Genomic DNA, 19,788 nt, shown 5'->3' on the forward strand with positions numbered 1-19,788 from the left:
GGAACCCCGAATGTCTGAGCAGTACCCCACCCCACAACAGGCAGAACGCGAGCGCGCCGGCCGCGATATCGCGACGCTGGTCTATCTCATCCAGGCCATCAGTATTTTTACCGCAGTGCCATTCTTTGTCGGCGTGATCATCAACTACGCCAAGCGCGGCGATGTGCGTGGCACTCTGGCGGAATCCCATTTCCGCTGGCAGATACGTACTTTCTGGTACAGCCTGGTGTGGGCGGTGGTCGGCTGGGCGACAGTGTGGATTCTGGTGGGCTTTGTGGTCTGGGGTGTGGCCTGGGTGTGGGTGATATATCGCGTCATTCGCGGCTGGCTGCGACTGGCGGACGGTCGCCCCGCGTATTCCTAGTTGATTGCCGGTATACAGGGCCAGATTGTTTATTGTTTTGAAGTAAAGCCGATAATCGGTGAGAGAAATGTTGAGCGGCCAATTGGCCGCTCTTTTTTTGTCCGGTTTTTTGTTGTCCGATTGGGTGCGGGTGTTACAGCGTGCTTGTCATCGCCAGCATAAACAGGTCCGCCGGCAGCTGCTGACCATTGACGATCAGATTGCCGCGATCAAATTGCAGTTGCATGGAAAGCTCTCCGTTGTTTTCCAGCAGCAGTCCGTACTGTTTTAGTGTGGTGGCCTGCATGATCAGTGGCGATTGCATCAGCGCCTGCTCCGCAGCGTTGATATTGGCCGTGCCATTCAGGGCGTCGAGCCAGAAGAACTTGTTGTTGCGGTCGTATCTGCGTGGCATGCCCTGCCAATTCGCATCCACCTGCAGCTGCATGGTGCCGTTGGCGGTTTTGATGTCCAGTTGTTGTTGGATCTGCAAAGGGCGATCAAATACCCGCGCCCAGTTGCGCTGTGAGGCGGGCGTCAGCAGTAGGCTGTATAGGTAGTGGTGCAGGTCTTCATAGCTGACCGCCGGTAGCAGGGTTTGCTGGTTCAGGCTTGTCGCAGGTGTGGCCGACTGGATTTCTGGAAGGGTGATATTGGTTTGGACCTTCAGAGTGCGCGCGGCCACCAGTTCACCACGGTAATCAATGACCGCATCGCGCAATTCCAGCGGACCGGAATCATTGTTGGTACGCACCAGCGGCAGCTTCAGCTGAAGGGTGCCGGCGCCGCTGGGAGCGAGGTTGAATTCGCCGCGACCAGATTGCAGGTAGAGTGCCTCGCGGTGGCCATCCATGCGCACAAACTCACCGAGTTCGAAGTGGCTGTCCTGCTGCCGGCCCTGGTAGTCGGTGACAATCCGGATTTCGGCGCCCTTGAACTGGATCTGCTGGTCGCCCTCCTGGCGGTTGATAGGCAGCAGGTGCAGGGTGTTGACGACGCGGTTGTTGGTGCCGACCAGGGTTTCCACAATCACCGGGCTGTTTTTGACATCAGTGCCGATGGCGCCGTAATAGGCCTCCAGCTGCTGGCGCAGGGCGGGCTCCAGCTGTTGCCCGGTGAGGCGGGTTTCAGCGTAAATGACGCCGACCCGGGGGCCGCCGCGGGTAAACAGCAGTGGGCCGTGCTGGATTTCGGTGTAGGCCTCGGTAATGCCGTCTTTGCCATTGAGCAGGGTCAGGGCTTCCGCGCCAAACCAGCCGCGCTGGTAGCCGGTGAGTTCGATATTGGGCTGATTGGCCAGTTGTTGCTGCAGGACTTCCTCCACCTTGGGGCCGATCACGCGGGGCGCGATCAACGCGACCAGCAGCAACAGGGAAGTAAGGGAAATCAGGATAAATCTTAGGGCTTTCATGAAATAGTAATCAGGCGCTGAAATTTTGAACGCCAGATGGTATCAGATTGCAATGACTCCCGTGACCTCGGGATAGTGAAGAGAACGTTAAGAATTTATAGGCCGACAGCGATTGGACAAAACTGGAGGGAAGAAAAACCCACTGGCTGCCCATGACTGTAGGTTGAGCAAGGCGCACCATGCCCAACGGCAATCTGCCCACGGAAATCAGTCCCCGACCACCTTGCCACACTCCCCGGAAATCGCCCGTGCCACCCGGGAGCCACTCTCCCGACCCAGCGCCTGCGAGATAAAGTTGCCTGCCAGTGCCAGCTTGCCCAGATCCACCCCAGTGTGAATACCGAGTCCATCGAGCATATACAGTACATCCTCGCTGGCCACATTGCCCGAGGACCCTCTGGCATAAGGACAGCCGCCGAGGCCGGCGACCGCCGAATCCACCACCGCAATACCTACCTGCAGGGCCGCATAGATGTTTGCCAGTGCCTGGCCATAGGTATCGTGGAAGTGCACCGCAAGCTTTTCCAGCGGTACCTGCTGCGCGACGGTCTCGATCATATACCGGGCCTTTTCCGGCGTGCCGACGCCGATGGTGTCGCCGAGGCTGATTTCATAACAGCCCATGTCCAGCAGGGCCCTGCTGACTTCCGCCACCTTTTCGGCCCTGATCTCGCCCTCGTACGGGCAGCCGAGTACACAGGACACGTAACCGCGCACCGGAATGCCGTCGGCTTTGGCCTGCTGTACGAGGGGACGGAAGCGCGCCAGACTTTCTTCGATGGAACAGTTGATGTTCTTGCGGGTAAAACTTTCCGAGGCCGCGCCGAACACCGCCACCTCATCGGCACCGGCTTCCCGCGCGCGCTCGTAGCCCACCATGTTGGGGGTGAGCGCACTGTAGATCACGCCGGATCTGCGCTGGACACCAGCCAGCACTTCTTCACTGGACGCCATTTGCGGCACCCATTTCGGACTCACAAAACTGCCCGCTTCGATAACGGGCAAACCGCTGTCACTCAATAGATCGATCAGTTGCACCCGGGTTTGAACCGAGATGGGATGCTGCTCATTTTGCAGACCGTCACGAGGGCCCACTTCGACCATTTTCACCCGATGTGGCAGATTCATGTTCAGGCCTCCGCGGCTTTTGCGGCAAAGTCGATCAACAGCGTGCCGCCATCCACCAGTTCACCTGCGGCACAGAAAAATTGGCTGACAGTGCCGTTGGCCGGTGCGCGCAGCGTGTGTTCCATTTTCATCGCCTCCATCACCAGCAGTGGCTGATCTTTTTCCACGGTCGCGCCTGGCTCTACCAGCAGTGCGACGATGGTGCCATTCATCGGTGCGTCGAGGCCGTGGCCGGCTTCACTGGCTTCACCGATATCAGCAGGCAATATGCGGAAGTCCAATTGCTCGCCGTTGATAAACACGGTGCCCTGGTTGCCACTGGCAACACTGCTGTAACTCAGTCGGCGGCCATCGACAATGGCCACATTCTGACCGTGGGGTATCGACAGTGTGCCCGCCTGGGCATCCAGCGCAGCACTGCACTGCCACCGTAGGTTTTCGACACTGCCGGAGAAGCGGATCTCGATCTCCCGGCCGTGGACTTCCACTCGCTGGCTGCGCCAGACGGTGAGACCATTGCGCCAGTTGTTGCCGCTGTGCCAGGGGGAAAACGGGTCTGTTTTGGGCGCAGTGCGGTGCTGTGCGCGGGTTTCGCTGTGGTGCAGGAAGGCGGCAATCGCGGCACACTGCTGTGAACGCAGCTGACGCTCCTGCTGCAAAATTTCCTGCTCGTGGTCTTCGATAAAGTGGGTGCTGACGCGGCCGTTGGCAAAGGCACTGTGATTGATCACCCGGCGCAGGAATTCGATATTGTGGCGCAGGCCGGCGATCTGATATTGCTGTAGTGCGCGGTCGAGTTTGCTCAGGGCCTCGCGGCGATTGCGGCCGTGTACGATCAGTTTGGAAATCATCGGGTCGTAGTGCACGCTGATTTCATCTCCGGTCTGAACACCGGTATCGACGCGCACGGACTTGTCTTCCACCGGCGGCCGGTGGCGCAAGAGTTTGCCGGTGGATGGCAGGAAATCGTTGTCGGGATCTTCCGCATAGATACGCACTTCAAATGCGTGGCCGATCATGTGCAGGTCGTCCTGCTGCAATGGCAGAGGATCACCGGCGGCGATAGACAGCTGCCAGGCCACCAGATCCTGTCCGGTAATCATTTCGGTCACCGGATGTTCCACCTGCAGGCGGGTGTTCATTTCCATAAAGTAGAAAGCGCCGCTGGCATCCAGCAGAAATTCGACGGTGCCTGCCCCCACGTAACCGATAGCGTGCGCGGCGCGCAGGGCAGCTTCCCCCATATTTTTACGGGTTTCCGCGGGCAGGCCAGGGGCGGGCGCTTCTTCGACGATTTTCTGATGGCGGCGCTGTACCGAACAGTCGCGCTCAAACAGGTATACCCCTTTGCCCTGTTTGTCACAGAATACCTGGATTTCCACATGCCGCGGATTGATGACGTAGCGCTCGATCAGCATCTGGTCGTCACTGAAGGCGTTTTGCGCTTCCCGTTTGGCGGCTTCCAGTGCGTTGTGAAAATCGGCGGGTTTGTCTACCCGTCGCATGCCTTTGCCACCACCACCGGCGGCGGCCTTGAGCAACACCGGGTAACCGATACGATTCGCGTGGCCTTCAAGGATACCGGGATCCTGGTTCTGTCCGTGGTAGCCCGGTACCAGCGGTACTTTGGCTTCTTCCATGATGCGCTTGGCGGCGGACTTGGAGCCCATGGCGTCGATGGCGCCGGCAGGCGGACCGACAAAGATGATGCCGGCTTTATCACAGGCGCGACAGAAGTTGGCATTTTCGGATAAAAAGCCGTATCCGGGATGGATTGCGTCGGCGCCGGTCTGTTTGGCAGCGGCGATGACTTTGTCGATGTCGAGGTAGGATTCTCTCGCCGGTGCGGGGCCGAGGTGCACGGCTTCATCGGCCTGCTGCACGTGCAGGGCGTTGGCGTCTGCATCGGAGTAGACCGCAACGGTGGCGACGCCGAGGCGACGCGCGGTGCGGATAATACGACAGGCAATTTCGCCGCGGTTGGCGATCAGCAGTTTGCGAATCATGTCTTGCTCTGTGGTGCTCTGTTTTTGGTCCGTGGCCGCGGTGAGTGGTGCTCAGCTACCGCGCCGTGGCGGTCGGTCACCGGGGATGGGTTTTCAATTCGAATTTTGGTGCTTCGTAAGCATTGGCGGTGTTCGCTTACTCTTCGCTGGTATTCATCCAACTAGGAGCGCGCTTTTCCAGGAACGCGCTCAACCCTTCCTGTCCCTCGGGGGAAACTCGAACTGCCGCAATCAACGCACTGGTCTGCCCCTGCAGTTCCTCATTGATCACCCGGTTCGACATGGACATCGCCAACTGTTTCGCCAGGGTCACCGCATTGGGGCCGTTGTCGACGATGCTGTTCACCAGCTTTTGTACGGTCAGATCCAGATCGCTTTCGTGCACCACTTCGGAAACCAGTCCGATTGCCAGCGCGCGCTCTGCAGAGAAACGCTCGGCAGTGACAAAATAGCGCCGCGCCTGACGGGCGCCGATGGCATTGATGACGTAGGGACTGATGGTGGCGGGTAGCAGACCGATTTTCACTTCGCTCAGGCAGAAGCTGGCACGCTCTGCAGCAACGGCGATGTCGCAGCAGCTGACGAGGCCCACGGCTCCGCCAAACGCGGCTCCTTGTACCCGTGCAATGGTAGGTGCAGGGAACTGGTCGAGTTTGTGCAGCATCGCAGCGAGGGCAGCTGCGTCGCGGCGGTTTTCTTCTTCGCCGTAATCTGCCATGCGCTTCATCCAATTAAGGTCGGCACCGGCGGAAAAGTTCTTGCCGTTCGAGGCGAGTACCAGCGCACGGATGCCGCCGCTGCGAGCGAGGTTGTCGAAAGTCTCACCGAGCTGGCGAATCAGGTCGTCGTCGAAGGCGTTGTGAATTTCCGGGCGGTTGAGGGTAACCGTGGCAACACCTTCGCTATCGATTTCGCACAACATTTTTTCGCTCATGGCTTTATCACTCAAAATAGATCCTTTCAATTCGACAATTGCTACGGAGTTGGGAAGGTTCTGCTGCCGGACCCGCACGATACTATCTCCGGGCACCGAATTACATTCGGAAAACCCCGAACTTCGTTTCCTCTGGCTCTTTGTGTGTTGCCGCCGCAAGACACAGTCCCAACACCGTACGGGTATCTTTCGGATCAATCACGCCGTCATCCCACAGGCGTGCGGACGCGTAATAGGGGTGGCCCTGGTGTTCGTAGTCATCGATGATCGGCTGTTTGAACTTCGCGATTTCTTCCGCGCTCCAGTCCTCACCCTGTGCCGCCATCTGGTCTTTTTTCACCTGCGCCAGTACCCCCGCCGCCTGCTCACCGCCCATCACCGAGATGCGTGCGTTGGGCCACATAAACAGGAAGTTGGGGTCGTAGGCGCGGCCGCACATACCGTAGTTGCCGGCACCGAAAGAGCCGCCGATCAGGATGGTGATTTTCGGCACTTTTGCGGTGGCTACCGCTGTCACCATTTTCGCGCCGTGCTTGGCAATGCCGCCGGCCTCGTACTGCTTGCCCACCATAAAACCGGTGATGTTCTGCAGGAATACCAGCGGAATATTGCGCTGTGCACACAGTTCGATAAAGTGCGCGCCTTTTTGTGCACTCTCTGCAAACAGAATGCCGTTATTTGCAACGATCCCTACCGGATAACCATGAATACGCGCAAAGCCTGTGACCAGAGTAGTCCCGTACAGCGCCTTGAACTCATCAAACTCGGAACCGTCCACGACCCGCGCAATGACCTCGCGTACATCGAACGGCTGACGGGAATCTTTCGGCACAATGCCGTAGATCTCTTCTGGTGGATAAATCGGCTCGATCGGCTTGGCGATATCGAGGCCCGGATTTTTCACCCGATTCAGGCGCGCCACGGAATTGCGCGCGATCTGCAGCGCGTGGGTATCGTTATTGGCAAAGTGGTCGGAAACACCGGAGGTTTTGCAGTGCACCTCTGCACCACCGAGTTCCTCCGCAGAAACCTCTTCCCCGGTAGCCGCCTTCACCAGCGGTGGACCCGCAAGGAAAATCGTGGCTTGCTCCTTCACCATGATCGACTCATCCGCCATCGCCGGTACATAAGCACCACCGGCGGTACAGCTGCCCATCACCACCGCAATCTGTGGAATGTTCTTCGCCGACAGATTGGCCTGGTTGAAGAAAATACGCCCGAAGTGCTCGCGGTCCGGGAACACATCGTCCTGACGCGGCAGGTTGGCACCGCCGGAATCCACCAGATAAATACACGGCAGATTGTTCTGTTCCGCAATCGCTTGCGCGCGCAGGTGTTTTTTCACTGTCAGCGGGTAATAAGTACCGCCCTTCACCGTTGCATCGTTGGCCACAATCACACAGGGCTGACCGGCAACGGTACCGATACCGGTAAGGATGCCGGCCGCCGGCACGTCTTCACCGTAAACGTCATAGGCGGCCAACTGGGAAAATTCCAGAAACGAGCTGCCCGGGTCCAGCAGGGTATCGATACGATCTCGCGGCAGCAGTTTGCCGCGGGACACATGTTTTTCCCGCGCGCGCTCACTGCCACCTTTGGCAATGGTTTCCAGCTTGTTGCGCAGGTCATCGACGATGCTCTGCATCTGCTCGCGGTTTTCCGCAAATGCTGGATCACGGGAATTTATCTTGCTCTGAATCTGATTCATAAAGACTTACGAAGTTGATTAGAGATCAGCGCCACAATGCGAAGGTGCTGATACCGGTATTGGTTTGCAGGACCTTCTGCGACAGGGATGTCGCGGAAGAGCCCCCATGGATGGGTTCACGGCGTGTCCTGCAAACCAATACCGGTAGCAGCGCCGCCACAAAACCATCTACAAAGTCCTTAGCGAGTTTCGTTAAACAACTCACGCCCAATCAGCATGCGACGGATCTCGGAAGTACCCGCACCAATCTCATACAGCTTGGCATCGCGCAGCAGACGACCGGTAGCGTACTCGTTGATGTAACCGTTGCCGCCCAGGGTCTGAATCGCCTGCAGCGCCATCTGCGTCGCGCGCTCCGCCGTAAACAGAATCACCGCCGCAGAATCCTTGCGCGAATCCTCACCGCGATCACAGGCGCGCGCCACCGCATACAGATACGCACGGCTCGCATTCAGGTCCGTATACATATCCGCCACCTTGCCCTGCATCAGCTGGAACTCACCGATCGCCTTGCCGAACTGCTTGCGCTCGTGCAGGTAAGGCACCACGATATCCAGGCACGCCTGCATGATACCCACCGGGCCACCGGACAAAATCGTGCGCTCGTAATCCAGGCCACTCATCAGCACGCGCACACCGCCGTTCAGCTTGCCGAGAATATTTTCTTCCGGCACCTCACAGTCCTGGAACACCAGCTCACAAGTGTTGGAACCGCGCATCCCCAGCTTGTCCAGCTTCTGCGCCTGGGAGAATCCCTTGAAACCACGCTCCACAATAAACGCCGTAATACCACCGGAACTGATACCCGGCTCCGTACGCGCATAAATCACATACGTGTCCGCATCCGGACCATTGGTGATCCACATCTTGTTGCCGTTCAGGATAAAGCGGTCGCCCTTCTTCTCCGCCTTCAGCTGCAGGCTCACCACATCGGAACCGGAATTCGGCTCACTCATCGCCAGCGCACCGATATGCTCACCGGAACACAGCTTCGGCAGATACTTCGCCTTCTGTTCCGGCGTACCGTTTTTGCGAATCTGGTTAACGCACAGATTGGAGTGAGCGCCGTAGGACAGGCCGACAGATGCAGACGCTCGGGAAATCTCTTCCATCGCCACCGCATGGGCCAGGTAACCCATATTGGTACCGCCGTATTCCTCCTCTACGGTCATTCCCAGCAAGCCAAGGTCACCGAATTTTTTCCACATATCGGCGGGAAACAGATTGTCCTCATCGATCTGCGCCGCGCGCGGGGCGAGTTCTGCCTGACAGAACTTGTAGACCATATCCCGCAGCATATCGATGTCTTCACCGAGGCCGAAGTTGAGGGTTGGGTAAGGTGTGTTCATGGGTTGCTCCGCGATGACTCAGTCAGAGGTGTTATCCGGTTTGTTAAGGTTCAGTTTGTCTGATCTTTCAGCGCCGTCTCCGCGCGCGCGGTTGCCTCATCCAGCTGTGCGAGCATCTTCTCGATATCGCGCTGTTGTCGCCGCAGTTGCTGGCGCTTGGCATCAATACGGTCGATAAGGCGATTGAGCTGGTCCACGTTGCCGTGGGCCGGGTCGTACAGGTCGATGATTTCGCGGCTCTCGTCGAGGGAGAACCCGAGGCGCTTGCCGCGCAGGATCAGCTTCAGACGCACCCGGTCTTCCGGCTTGTAGATCCGTGTCTGCCCCCGGCGCTCGGGGCTCAGTAACCCCTTGTCCTCGTAGAAGCGGATGGTGCGGGTGGTAATCCCGAATTCCTGGGCCAGCTCGGAAATGCTGTAGCTGTCGGCGCTAGTAGTGCTCATGTGGCGATATTGCTCATTGGGCCATTCCTCAGATCTGTCCGAAGTCTAGTTGACGTTTACGTTAACGTAAACATAAATCTGGGCCAATTCTTGAAGGGAGTCGGGTTCTTGGTCTCGATGGTTGCGGTGCCTGGCGACGGCTGGAGGCTGCTGCGGAAAATTTATGTAAGGTTCGGAACCCTCTGGGTACAGTAAAAGTGACTGACCGTATTTGGCTGTCCCCAATATATGGACAAAAGAATCAAAACTTGGACACGCGCGAACAGATATTCCAGCAACTCATGGACGACCGCGGCGGCATTGCCCGCCTGGCCATCTGGCAGGCACTGCCCGGGTTTCGTAGTGAATCGAGCCTGCGCACCTTCGTCTATCGCATCGCGCATAACCGCAGTGTTACTGCTGCCCCTGGGGATGTGTCTGGCACTTACATTGCGTTTCGAGGGCCCTGAGTTACAGTGAAATTTCCGAAGTATTGGGTGTCAGTGAATCCAATGTCGCGGTCCGCCTGAACCGCGCCCGCGAGTGCTTGAATACGAAACTGAGTAATGCGGTCTGGCAGGGGATGTCGCGTTCTTTTTAATCGTGTGGTTTTTGCCCAGCGTGATTGCGGTTTTTTTCAATCGTAATCATCTTGGGAAGATTTTTCTCGCCAATGTGCCAGCGGGGCTCTCGTGGATTGCCTGGGTCGCGCTACTGGTGTGGGCCGCTACGGGAAAAATGAGCGGAAAGCTGGCGCAAAAATACGGTTCCGGATCTGCGCAAAAAGCGCTGATCTCCGAAAGATAAGTGTGGCTTTCACAAGCCGGAGAAGACAATGCCCGCAACGAACAGATCGGTGCGGGCATTGAACTCGATTGAATCTGACTGCGAATTAATCTTCTTCTACCGCGTTGGTTGCCAGAAGCGAGTGCTTCATCACCGCTTCTTTCAGGCCAGGCACAAATTCGATGCCCTGTACCACCTCAATACTGGAATTGGATAGATCATTCCCGATCGGCTGGTAGCGCCCACCGAGGCAATCCGCGAGGAAAGACTCGGTGGCGGCAAAGAACGACAGGCGATTTTCCGGCTTCTGGAAACCGTGGCCTTCGTCGGGATACAGGATGTACGTTACCGGCAATTGCTTGGCCTGCATGGCACTGACGATCTGGTCCGACTCCGCCTGTTTTACCCGTGGATCATTGGCGCCCTGCCCGATCAGCAGGGGCTTGCTGATATTGTCAACAAAGTTGAGCGGCGAGCGCTCCTCCAGAAGTTTTCTGCCCGCTTCGGTTTCCGGATTGCCGACCGCGCTGTGCAGTACTTTTTTGAAGCCTTCCCAGTAGGGCGGTACGGAATCAAGCAGGGTATTCAGGTTGGACGGACCCACAATGTCCACGCCACAGGCGAAGGTTTCCGGCGTAAAGGTCAGTCCGACAAGTGTTGCGTAACCGCCGTAGCTGCCGCCCATGATGGCCACCTGGTCTTTGCGGGTGATTTTTTTGTCGATGGCCCAGTCCACGGCATCCAGCAGGTCGTTGTGCATGGCTGCGGCCCACTCACCATTGCCCGCATTGACAAAATTCTTGCCGAAACCGGTGGATGCGCGGTAGTTGACTTGCAGTACGGCATAGCCGCGGTTGGCGAGCCAGGTGGCGGCGGCGTCATCCGCAAAGTTGTCGCGGCTCCAGGGGCCTCCGTGCACCAGTAACACCATGGGTATCGGCGCATCAACGTGGCCGCCCTTGTCCGCTTCAACAGGCAATGTCAGGTAAGACACCAGATCCAGACCATCCCTGGATTGGATGGTCAGCGGGTAGCTGTGGGGAAGCGCAAACTCATTGAGTTCCGGTTTGCCCTCGAACAGGGTGGTCAGCGTTTGGGTGTTGCGGTCGAAAACTTCGTAGACATCGGATTCGGTATCGCGGGCGGAGGCGGTGAGCCATTGCATGCCGTCCAGTGTGGTGGCGAGTATGGTGATATCGCCATTGGCCTGTTTGTTCAGTGCGGCTACATCGACCTTGACGTTTTCATTCAGTCCCACCCATTCGTGTTTGTGAAAATTGACTGCGTAGGCCATCGGCGAGTGGTCGGTGGGATTCATTACGACGCTGGAAATATCCGCCTTGTCGGATTCGGCCAGCACCGTGATTTTTCCGGAGGCCAGCGCCAGATGTGTCAGTGCGGCCTTGTCCCGGCCACGACTGTCCTGCAGATAAATGCCGCTGTTGTCTTTGTCGAAGCCGAGAATTTGGGTGGTCAGTGCATCCTCCCGGGGAATGTCGAAGAGCGCTACCCAGTCGTCTTCGATTTTTTGTGACACCGTAAATCCGCCGTCGGCGGATGGAGTCAAGCCGAGTCTCACCTGCAGATCGTGATCGACGACCAGTTCGGCAAACCCGGTATTTTCGACCAGTAATTTACGTTCCGCTGTCTGCAGATCAATCAGGTAGGGGTCGTGCCAGCGGGGATCCCGGTCATTGATACCGACAACAACCTGCCCGGGATGGTCCTCGCTTTGCGCGATCATCGTGGCGGAGATGTCTTCGTATGGGGTCAGGTCGGTAATTTCGTCGGTCTGCAGATCAACACTGAACAGGTGCCAGTTTTCATCCCCGTTGTTGTCGCGGATGAACAGCAGGCTTTCGCTGTCCAGCGACCAGAAATGTTGTCGTATACCGCGGCCGGTATCTGCGGTGACGACCTTGGCGGCATCGAAGTTGCCCGCAGGTGCCACCCATACATTCAATACGCCGTCGACGGGCGCGAGAAAACTCATCATTTCGCCGTCCGGGCTCAGGCGCCCCTGCCAGCGGGTGGGGTTTCCGAATAGCAGCTCCCGGTCAATCAAGGGCGTCGCTTGAATCGTTTCAGAGACGGTATCGGTTGCTGTGGAAGCATCTTCTTGTTTTGGGGCGCATGCCGCGATCAGTCCTGCGATTGCGAATACACCAATAACTCTCCAGTTTCTGTCCATGGCCAGATTCCTTCGGTATGAGGGGTTCATTGGGGTACATCAATGCAACATCGCAGGCAGCATTGCATAACAACGTGGATGAGGGAAATACGCAGAGAGAAGGGAGGGCGCACGGCAGCGGACGCTGCCGTGCGAGAGAGCTTATCAAATTGTCCGTTAGCGGTTGCTGGGTAACATTTCTGTCGCCAGGTACTCACGGTAGTAGGCACTGGCCAGCAGCTGCTTGGCTTCCTCGATATCCGGGGCGAAGTAGCGATCCTTGTCGTAGAACGGTACGCGTGCGCGCAGGGCGGCCTTGGCGTTTTCCAGTTTCTCGGTGGTCTTCAGCGGCGCGCGGAAGTCCAGACCCTGACACGCGGCCAGCAGTTCCACCGCAAGGATGCCGCAGGTGTTGTCCGCCATATCGCGCAGGCGACGGCCGGCGAAGGTGGCCATGGACACGTGGTCTTCCTGATTGGCGGAAGTGGGCAGGGAGTCGACGCTCGCCGGGTGGGCGAAGGTCTTGTTCTCGCTGGCCAGTGCCGCGGAAGTGACCTGCGCGATCATAAACCCGGAGTTCACCCCGCCGTTGTCCACCAGGAAGGGTGGCAGGCCGGACAGGTTGGAGTCGATCAGCAGTGCCATGCGGCGTTCGGACAGGGAGCCGATTTCCGCAATTGCCAGCGCCAGGTTGTCGGCAACCATCGCCACCGGTTCGGCGTGGAAATTACCGCCGGAAATGATGTCGGAGTTTTCCGGATTTTCTACGTCGGTAAATACCAGCGGGTTGTCGGAAACACCGTTGGCTTCCGCCAGCAACACTTCAGACGCAAAACGAATCTGCTGCAGGCAGGCGCCCATGACCTGGGGCTGACAGCGCAGGCTGTAGGGGTCCTGTACTTTTTCGCAGTTCTCATGGGATTCGCCGATTTCACTGCGGTCTCCCAGCAGGTCGCGGTAGCTCGCGGCCACATCGCGCTGCGCTTTCTGGCCGCGCACCAGGTGAATGCGATCGTCGAAGGGGCGGCGCGAGCCTTTGGCGGCTTCCAGGGTCAGGGAGCCGGTTACCACGGCGCCGGCAAACAGGTCTTCTGCGGAGAACAGCCCCTGCAGGGCAAACGCGGTGGACGCCTGGGTGCCATTCAGCAGCGCCAGACCCTCTTTCGGTGCGAGTACTACCGGGCGCATTTCCGCAAAGCGCAGGCCTTCGGCGGCGGATTTGCGCTCACCGTTGATAAAGCACTCGCCTTCGCCCAGCAGCACCACGCTCATATGCGCCAGCGGGGCCAGGTCACCGGAGGCACCTACGGAACCTTTTTCCGGAATCGCCGGGTACACACCGGCATTGACCAGCTTGATCAGCGCTTCGATCACTTGCAGGCGGATACCGGAAAAGCCGCGTGCGAGGGAGTTGATCTTCAGCACCATCAGCAGGCGCACGGTGTCTTCGCTCATGAAGTTGCCGGTACCGGCCGCATGGGAAAGTACGATGGCGCGCTGCAGGGTTTCCAGGTCTTCTTTCTTGATGCTGGTGTTCGCCAGCAGGCCGAATCCGGTGTTGATGCCGTATACGGTGCGACCCTGTTCCAGTACATCGGCGACGGTTTTCGCGGACGCATTGATGGCCGCGTGGGCGCCTTTGTTCAGGCTCAGTTTTACCGGCTCGCGGGCGACGCGGCGCAGTTGTTCCAGGCTCAGTTGGCCGGGGGTGATTTCCAGTTGGTACATGATGTCTTTCACCAAAAATTTGGGTTCTTGCCTGTAGGAGCCTGCCTTGCAGGCGAATCAGGTCGGAGTGCTCTTCTGTTCGCCTGCACGGCAGGCTTCTACGGCGTGGATATGTTCAGGCTCTGGAATTAATCCTTGAGCATCGGCAGATCGAGGCCTTGCTCTTTTGCACATTTCTTGGCGATGTCATAAGCCGCATCAGCATGGCGCATAACACCGGTGGCCGGGTCGTTCCACAGTACGCGCTCGATGCGCTTTTTCGCCGCTTCGGTACCGTCACACACAATCACCACACCAGAGTGCTGGGAGAAGCCCATGCCCACGCCGCCGCCGTGGTGCAGGGACACCCAGGTCGCGCCGGAGGCGGTATTCAGCAGCGCGTTCAGCAGCGGCCAGTCGGAGACGGCGTCACTGCCGTCCATCATGGATTCGGTTTCGCGGTTGGGGCTGGCAACGGAGCCGGAGTCGAGGTGGTCGCGGCCGATCACGACCGGGGCTTCCAGTTCGCCGTTGGCGACCATCTCGTTGAACGCCAGCGCGAGACGCGCGCGGTCTTTCAGGCCGACCCAGCAGATACGTGCGGGCAGGCCCTGGAACTGGATGCGCTCGCGCGCCATGTCCAGCCAGTTGTGCAGCTGCGGGTTGTCCGGAATCAGTTCTTTGACCTTGGCGTCGGTCTTGTAGATATCTTCCGGGTTGCCGGATAGCGCGGCCCAGCGGAAGGGGCCGATGCCTTCACAGAACAGCGGGCGGATGTAGGCGGGTACAAAGCCGGGGAAGTCGAATGCATTCTCGACGCCCACTTCGAACGCCATCTGGCGGATGTTGTTGCCGTAGTCGAGGGTGGCGGCGCCGCGCTCTTGCAGGGTGAGCATGGCCTGCACCTGCACGCCCATGGATTTTTTGGCTTCCCGCACGACAAGCGCTTCGTCCTGTTTGCGCATTTCGGCGGCGTATTCCATGGTCCAGCCTTTTGGCAGGTAGCCGTTCAGCGGGTCGTGGGCGGAGGTCTGGTCGGTGACGCAGTCCGGCAGGATGCCGCGCTCGACAATTTCCGGGAAGACGTCGGCGGCGTTGCCGAGCAGACCGACGGAAATGGCTTCACCGTTTTCCATCGCTTCGTTGATCATTGCCAGGGCTTCGTCGAGGCTGGTGGCTTTCTTGTCCACGTAGCCGGTGCGCAGGCGGAAGTCGATGCGGGTTTCATCACATTCGACGGCGATCATGCTGAAGCCGGCCATGGTGGCGGCCAGAGGCTGAGCGCCGCCCATACCGCCGAGGCCGCCGGTCAGTACCCATTTTCCTTTGGCAACGCCGTCAAAGTGTTTGCGCGCAACCGCAGCAAAGGTTTCGTAGGTGCCCTGGACGATGCCCTGGGAGCCGATGTAGATCCAGGAGCCGGCGGTCATCTGGCCGTACATGGCGAGGCCTTTTTTATCCAGCTCGTTGAAGTGTTCCCAGTTGGCCCAGTGGGGGACGAGGTTGGAGTTGGCGATAAGCACGCGCGGAGCGTCGGCGTGGGTTTTGAATACGCCGACGGGTTTGCCGGATTGCACCAGGAGGGTTTCGTCATCTTCGAGGCGCTTGAGCACTTCGACGATTTTGTCGTAGCACTCCCAGTCGCGCGCGGCGCGGCCGATACCACCGTAAACAACGAGGTCTTCCGGACGCTCGGCGACGTCGGGATGCAGGTTGTTCATCAGCATGCGCAAGGGCGCTTCGGTGAGCCAGCTTTTTGCGTTTAGCTGGGTGCCGGTAGGGGCAATGATTTTGCGGCTGGGGTCGTGGCGTTTATCGGTCATGGATGCCTCGTCTTTTTTCCAAATTCTTGGTTTGAAATTACGTTCTGTGGGTTTTTGGCCCGGAGTTTTGATTCAGTGCACCGGATTTTGGTCCGGTGGCGGCGCGATGCCGGGTAAGGGTTTTCAGGACCGCTGCGAGTACATCCATGTACGCTTCGGCGCCGCCATCCATGGCGACGACGATCCTGAAAACCCTTACCCGGCACCTCACCTTCAATTCGTGTTTCTGTACTTCGTAGCTTTCGAGGTCGTTTTTAAAACCTCAGCTGCGCACCCAATCGGTACCGGTTACCCGGATGCACCAGTCGCGCGAAGCTCACGGTGCCCGCGCTGCTTTTGGTGCGTCGCCATATCTGTAAGCAGGCGGTACCAGGTTTGATTTCCAGTGCCTTACTTACGGCTTCATCCGCACCAATGGCCTCTACTGTGGTGTCCACTTCGGTGAGTGGCGCCACGCGGGTGAGGTATTCGTTGGGGGTGGCTGCGCTGAAGTCCTGCTGCAGGTATTCCGGCACCAGTGTCGGACTGGTATAGCGCTCCTCGAACTGGATCGGCAGGTTGTTGTCCAGGTGCACGATGATGGAGTGGTAGACCGCGGCGCCTTCGGCGAGGCCCAGGGCGACAGAAACTTCGGTATTGGCGACGGTCTGTTCCAGTTTGAGGATGCGCGCGGCGTAGCTGTGGCCGCGGGCGGCGATTTCGTCGGCGATATTGCGCACTTCCAACAGGGAACCGGCGGGTACCGGTTCGGCAACAAAAGTGCCTAGGCCCTGGGAGCGCAGCAGTACGCCCTCGTCGGTGAGTTCCGAGAGCGCGCGGCGGGCGGTCATGCGGCTGACGCCGAAGTCCTGGGCGAGCTGGTTTTCCGAGGGCACGCGAAAGTGCGCGGGCCATTCGCCGCTTTCGATCTGGGTGCGGATATGGGCCTTGATGGTGGCGTAGCGCGGCTGACTGCTGGTTTCCGGTGCTGTCATGGAATTCTGACTGCTCTTACTTGTGTGGTCTTTGCCTGCTCGGGTAAAGTGGCTGCCTAGTTGTACATTCTTGTATATACAAGCTTGTTGGTGGGGCAACTATGGATTCAGGCCCAGCCGCTGTCAATAGCGGGTAAGCGTTCGCCTGCAGGCAGGCTCCTACGGGTGTTGGGCACGCTTTACTTTGCCCAACCTACGGCGCTGGATCCCGGATCAAGTTCGGGACGACGAGAAGCGAAGAACTGAAGTACGAATTGAAGGCCGGGTACTGGGTGGACGTTTTCGGGAGCGTCACAAACAGGATGTTTGTGCCGCAGCGCCCAGGGATGGGTCTACAGCGGTCCCGAAAACGTCCACCCAGTACCTGGCCGCCACAGGACTACAAATCAGCGCGCCTAGTGAGAATCCACGCCAAAATCCCCCAGTAGGGCTATCGTTACAATTAACGCCAATTCAGTGAGTAACTATGACTGAACGTTGTGATCTGCTGATTACCAATGTCCACGCGGCGACCATGGATCCGTCTTTGCCGGGTGCCTATGGCGCAATTGAAGATGCCGCGGTGGCGGTGACCGGCAATAAAATTGTCTGGATCGGCCCACGCCGGGATTTGCCCGAAACCACTGCCGACCAGATCATCGACGGCGAAGGCCAGTGGCTGACACCGGGCCTGATCGACTGCCATACCCACCTGGTGTACGGCGGTCATCGCGCCGGCGAATTCGCCCGTCGCCTCGGCGGTGAAAGTTATGAAGACCTCGCCCGTGCCGGCGGTGGTATTCTCTCCACAGTGCGCGCCACCCGTGCCGCCAGCGCCGCTGACCTGTACCGCAGTGCCGAGCCGCGCCTCAAGGCCCTGCTTGCGGAGGGGGTAACCACCATCGAAGTGAAATCCGGTTATGGCCTGGATCTCGAGACCGAGCTCAAGCAGCTGCGGGTTGCCCGCCGTCTCGCCCAGCACTACCCGGCAGACATCCTTACCACCTGCCTTGCCGCCCACGCCCTGCCGCCGGAATACGATGGCCGCGCCGATGAATATATCGATCTGGTGTGCGAAGAAATCCTGCCAGCGGTTGCCAAGGAGCAGCTTGCCGATGCCGTGGACATGTTTTGCGAAAACATCGCGTTTTCCGTCGAGCAGTGCCAGCGCGTCATCGACGCTGCACACAAACTCGACCTGCCGGTAAAAGTCCACGCCGAACAGCTCGCCAGCACCGGCGCTACCCGCATGGCAGCGAAGGCCAGCGCTCTGTCCGTTGACCATATTGAATACATTACTGATGAAGACGTCGCCGCCATGGCGGAGAGCGGCACCGCCGCCGTGTTGCTGCCCGGCGCGTTTTACACCCTGAAGGAAACCCGTGTACCGCCGATCGACAAGCTGCGTGCCGCCGGCGTGCCCATGGCGATTTCCACCGACCTGAATCCCGGTACCTGCCCCCTCGGCTCCCTGCGCTTGATGATGAACATGAGCTGCAATCTGTTTGGCCTGACGCCGGCGGAAGCCCTTGCCGGCGTTACCCGCGCCGCCGCTCGCGCGCTTGGTGTCTGCTGCTCGCGCGGTGTGCTGCGCGCCGGCCTGCGCGCGGATATGGTGCTGTGGCCGATGGAGAGCCCGGACCAGCTCGCGTATGAATTGGGTGCACTGCAACCTGCGGAAATATTTTTTGGGGGACGCCATGTTACAGCTGGCTGATATGCGCTTGTGGAGCGGTCGCGTCGACAATGAAGATGGCAAGGCCGGTCGCCGCTGGCACCAGGATATCGTGCCCCAGCATCTGGATAGCCCGCCCGGGTTTTCCATTCTCGGTTTTGCCTCCGACGAGGGCGTGCGCCGCAACAAGGGGCGCATTGGCGCTGCCAAAGGGCCGCGGATTTTGCGCCTGGCACTGGCGAACCTGCCAAAAACCTTCAGTGCACCGCTGTATGATGCTGGCAATGTGAAAGTGGAAAAGGAAGATCTGGAATCCGCCCAGGCCATGCTTGGTGCGCGAGTAACCGAACTTCTGAGTGCCGGGCATTTCCCCATGGTGCTGGGCGGTGGCCACGAAATTGCGTTTGGCAGTTATCAGGGCATCGCGCGCTGGATGCGCGAACAGCACCGGGACAAATCCCTCGGCATTATCAATTTCGACGCCCATCTGGACATCCGTCTGCCGGCCCCCCAGGGTTCTTCGGGGACGCCGTTTTACCAGATCGCCGAGCAGTGCGACCTCAACGGCCGCCCGTTTCACTACCTGTGTGTGGGCGCCGCGGCGACCGCCAACACGCCGGCACTGTACCAGCGCGCCGAAGAGTTGGGGGCACAGGTGATTTCCGACCGGGAAATCGTACCCTGGCGGATCGAACTGGTGCAGAAGCAGATCGCTGACTTTATCGATCGGGTGGACTTCATTTACCTCACCGTTGACCTGGACGTGTTCCCCGCCGCGGTCATGCCCGCAGTGAGTGCACCTGCCGGGCGCGGCGTTGCCTTTGAATTGTTCGAACCGCTACTGGATACCGTATTGGAATCGAAAAAAGTCTGCCTGGCAGATATCGCCGAATTCAATCCCTACTTTGATATCGAAGATCACGCGGCGCGCACCGCCGCCCGCGTAGTGTTCCAGATCGCCAACGGGGTCTGAGGTCGCCAGCCAGAAATACGCTGCCCTGCCGCCCGCGCACCATTAACGGGCGGGAGGCCCCGTCATTACTCCAGCAGCCAGGTTGAGGGAGTAATGACGCTTTAATTCTGGCTGTTTTGCCGTTATTTATTCCTGGCCACGCATCTCGCTGACGTCGTTTTCCCCTTGCTATTCCCTCAGCCCATCCGCTGTTTCTTTTTCTTGATTTTTTCTTACGCAATTTTTCCGGCGTACTCTGGTGTTAGAGGTTCATATGAATGAATTTGTGATCTATATCACAACTTCATTTGGGCTAATTTTTGAGCTTTGGGAACAGAGTCGACATTTTTAAATAATTTTGGAACAGGTTTTGCTATTTCATAGTGGCGCAACAATCGTTGTGCTAGTTTCGCCGTGCGAA

At 58.6% G+C, this 19,788-nt stretch carries 17 protein-coding genes; 6 read left to right on the top strand and 11 right to left on the bottom strand.

The features are described from left to right. Positions 1 to 10 precede the first annotated feature (10 nt). The gene (locus PVT68_RS13070; RefSeq protein ID WP_280318734.1) at positions 11 to 364 is read left to right on the top strand and encodes a DUF4870 family protein; all 354 of its coding nucleotides are present in this window, start codon (positions 11 to 13) and stop codon (positions 362 to 364) included. Positions 365 to 497: 133 nt separating this feature from the next. Here PVT68_RS13070 and PVT68_RS13075 read toward each other — a convergent pair whose 3' ends face one another. From PVT68_RS13075 to PVT68_RS13105, 7 genes are all read right to left on the bottom strand, one after another. Further along, the gene (locus PVT68_RS13075; RefSeq protein WP_280318735.1) at positions 498 to 1,754 is read right to left on the bottom strand and encodes a DUF945 family protein; all 1,257 of its coding nucleotides are present in this window, start codon (positions 1,752 to 1,754) and stop codon (positions 498 to 500) included. A 207-nt stretch (positions 1,755 to 1,961) separates the two neighbouring features. Next, positions 1,962 to 2,882 (bottom strand): hydroxymethylglutaryl-CoA lyase, encoded by a 921-nt coding sequence (locus tag PVT68_RS13080; RefSeq protein ID WP_280318736.1) that lies wholly within the window; start codon positions 2,880 to 2,882, stop codon positions 1,962 to 1,964. A gap of 2 nt (positions 2,883 to 2,884) precedes the next feature. Continuing rightward, positions 2,885 to 4,888, bottom strand: coding sequence for an acetyl/propionyl/methylcrotonyl-CoA carboxylase subunit alpha (locus tag PVT68_RS13085; protein WP_280318737.1), 2,004 nt, complete (start codon positions 4,886 to 4,888; stop codon positions 2,885 to 2,887). Between the two features lie 136 nt (positions 4,889 to 5,024). Beyond that, positions 5,025 to 5,822, bottom strand: a complete 798-nt coding sequence (locus PVT68_RS13090) for an enoyl-CoA hydratase/isomerase family protein (RefSeq protein WP_280322523.1) — start codon at positions 5,820 to 5,822, stop codon at positions 5,025 to 5,027. Positions 5,823 to 5,922: 100 nt separating this feature from the next. Further along, entirely contained in the window at positions 5,923 to 7,530 is a 1,608-nt protein-coding gene (locus tag PVT68_RS13095) for a carboxyl transferase domain-containing protein (RefSeq protein WP_280318738.1), read from the bottom strand. 179 nt (positions 7,531 to 7,709) lie between these two features. Beyond that, entirely contained in the window at positions 7,710 to 8,879 is a 1,170-nt protein-coding gene (locus PVT68_RS13100; RefSeq protein ID WP_280318740.1) for an isovaleryl-CoA dehydrogenase, read from the bottom strand. A gap of 50 nt (positions 8,880 to 8,929) precedes the next feature. After that, positions 8,930 to 9,322: a MerR family transcriptional regulator gene (locus PVT68_RS13105; protein ID WP_280318742.1), complete on the bottom strand. Its 393-nt coding sequence runs from the start codon at positions 9,320 to 9,322 to the stop codon at positions 8,930 to 8,932. Between the two features lie 248 nt (positions 9,323 to 9,570). Between PVT68_RS13105 and PVT68_RS13110 the strand changes: the two genes are divergently transcribed. Genes PVT68_RS13110 through PVT68_RS13120 form a run of 3 tightly spaced genes read left to right on the top strand, consistent with a single transcriptional unit; the run spans position 9,571 to position 10,108 of the window. Then, a complete protein-coding gene (locus PVT68_RS13110) occupies positions 9,571 to 9,771 on the top strand; it encodes a sigma factor (RefSeq protein ID WP_280318745.1) in 201 nt (66 codons plus the stop codon). Positions 9,772 to 9,794: 23 nt separating this feature from the next. Continuing rightward, positions 9,795 to 9,902: a hypothetical protein gene (locus PVT68_RS13115; protein WP_280318747.1), complete on the top strand. Its 108-nt coding sequence runs from the start codon at positions 9,795 to 9,797 to the stop codon at positions 9,900 to 9,902. 2 nt (positions 9,903 to 9,904) lie between these two features. Next, on the top strand, positions 9,905 to 10,108 hold the full coding sequence (locus PVT68_RS13120; RefSeq protein ID WP_407666098.1) for a superinfection immunity protein: 204 nt from the start codon (positions 9,905 to 9,907) through the stop codon (positions 10,106 to 10,108). Positions 10,109 to 10,193: 85 nt separating this feature from the next. Here PVT68_RS13120 and PVT68_RS13125 read toward each other — a convergent pair whose 3' ends face one another. The 4 genes from PVT68_RS13125 to hutC all read right to left on the bottom strand — a co-directional run bounded on the left by PVT68_RS13125 (position 10,194) and on the right by hutC (position 16,761). Beyond that, positions 10,194 to 12,278 (bottom strand): S9 family peptidase, encoded by a 2,085-nt coding sequence (locus tag PVT68_RS13125; protein WP_280318751.1) that lies wholly within the window; start codon positions 12,276 to 12,278, stop codon positions 10,194 to 10,196. A gap of 156 nt (positions 12,279 to 12,434) precedes the next feature. Continuing rightward, positions 12,435 to 13,985 (bottom strand): histidine ammonia-lyase, encoded by a 1,551-nt coding sequence (hutH, locus tag PVT68_RS13130; RefSeq protein ID WP_280318752.1) that lies wholly within the window; start codon positions 13,983 to 13,985, stop codon positions 12,435 to 12,437. Between the two features lie 128 nt (positions 13,986 to 14,113). Then, a complete protein-coding gene (gene hutU, locus PVT68_RS13135) occupies positions 14,114 to 15,787 on the bottom strand; it encodes a urocanate hydratase (RefSeq protein WP_280318754.1) in 1,674 nt (557 codons plus the stop codon). A 254-nt stretch (positions 15,788 to 16,041) separates the two neighbouring features. Beyond that, positions 16,042 to 16,761: a histidine utilization repressor gene (hutC, locus tag PVT68_RS13140; protein WP_280318756.1), complete on the bottom strand. Its 720-nt coding sequence runs from the start codon at positions 16,759 to 16,761 to the stop codon at positions 16,042 to 16,044. A 466-nt stretch (positions 16,762 to 17,227) separates the two neighbouring features. Here hutC and hutI point away from each other — a divergent pair, with 466 nt between their 5' ends. Together hutI and hutG are read left to right on the top strand one after the other, a co-directional pair. Beyond that, entirely contained in the window at positions 17,228 to 18,457 is a 1,230-nt protein-coding gene (gene hutI, locus PVT68_RS13145) for an imidazolonepropionase (RefSeq protein ID WP_280318758.1), read from the top strand. After that, positions 18,441 to 19,388, top strand: a complete 948-nt coding sequence (gene hutG / locus PVT68_RS13150; RefSeq protein WP_280318759.1) for a formimidoylglutamase — start codon at positions 18,441 to 18,443, stop codon at positions 19,386 to 19,388. The genes hutI and hutG overlap by 17 nt, the downstream gene beginning before the upstream one ends. Positions 19,389 to 19,788: the final 400 nt, after the last annotated feature.

Source organism: Microbulbifer bruguierae (assembly GCF_029869925.1).
Classification (GTDB): domain Bacteria; phylum Pseudomonadota; class Gammaproteobacteria; order Pseudomonadales; family Cellvibrionaceae; genus Microbulbifer; species Microbulbifer bruguierae.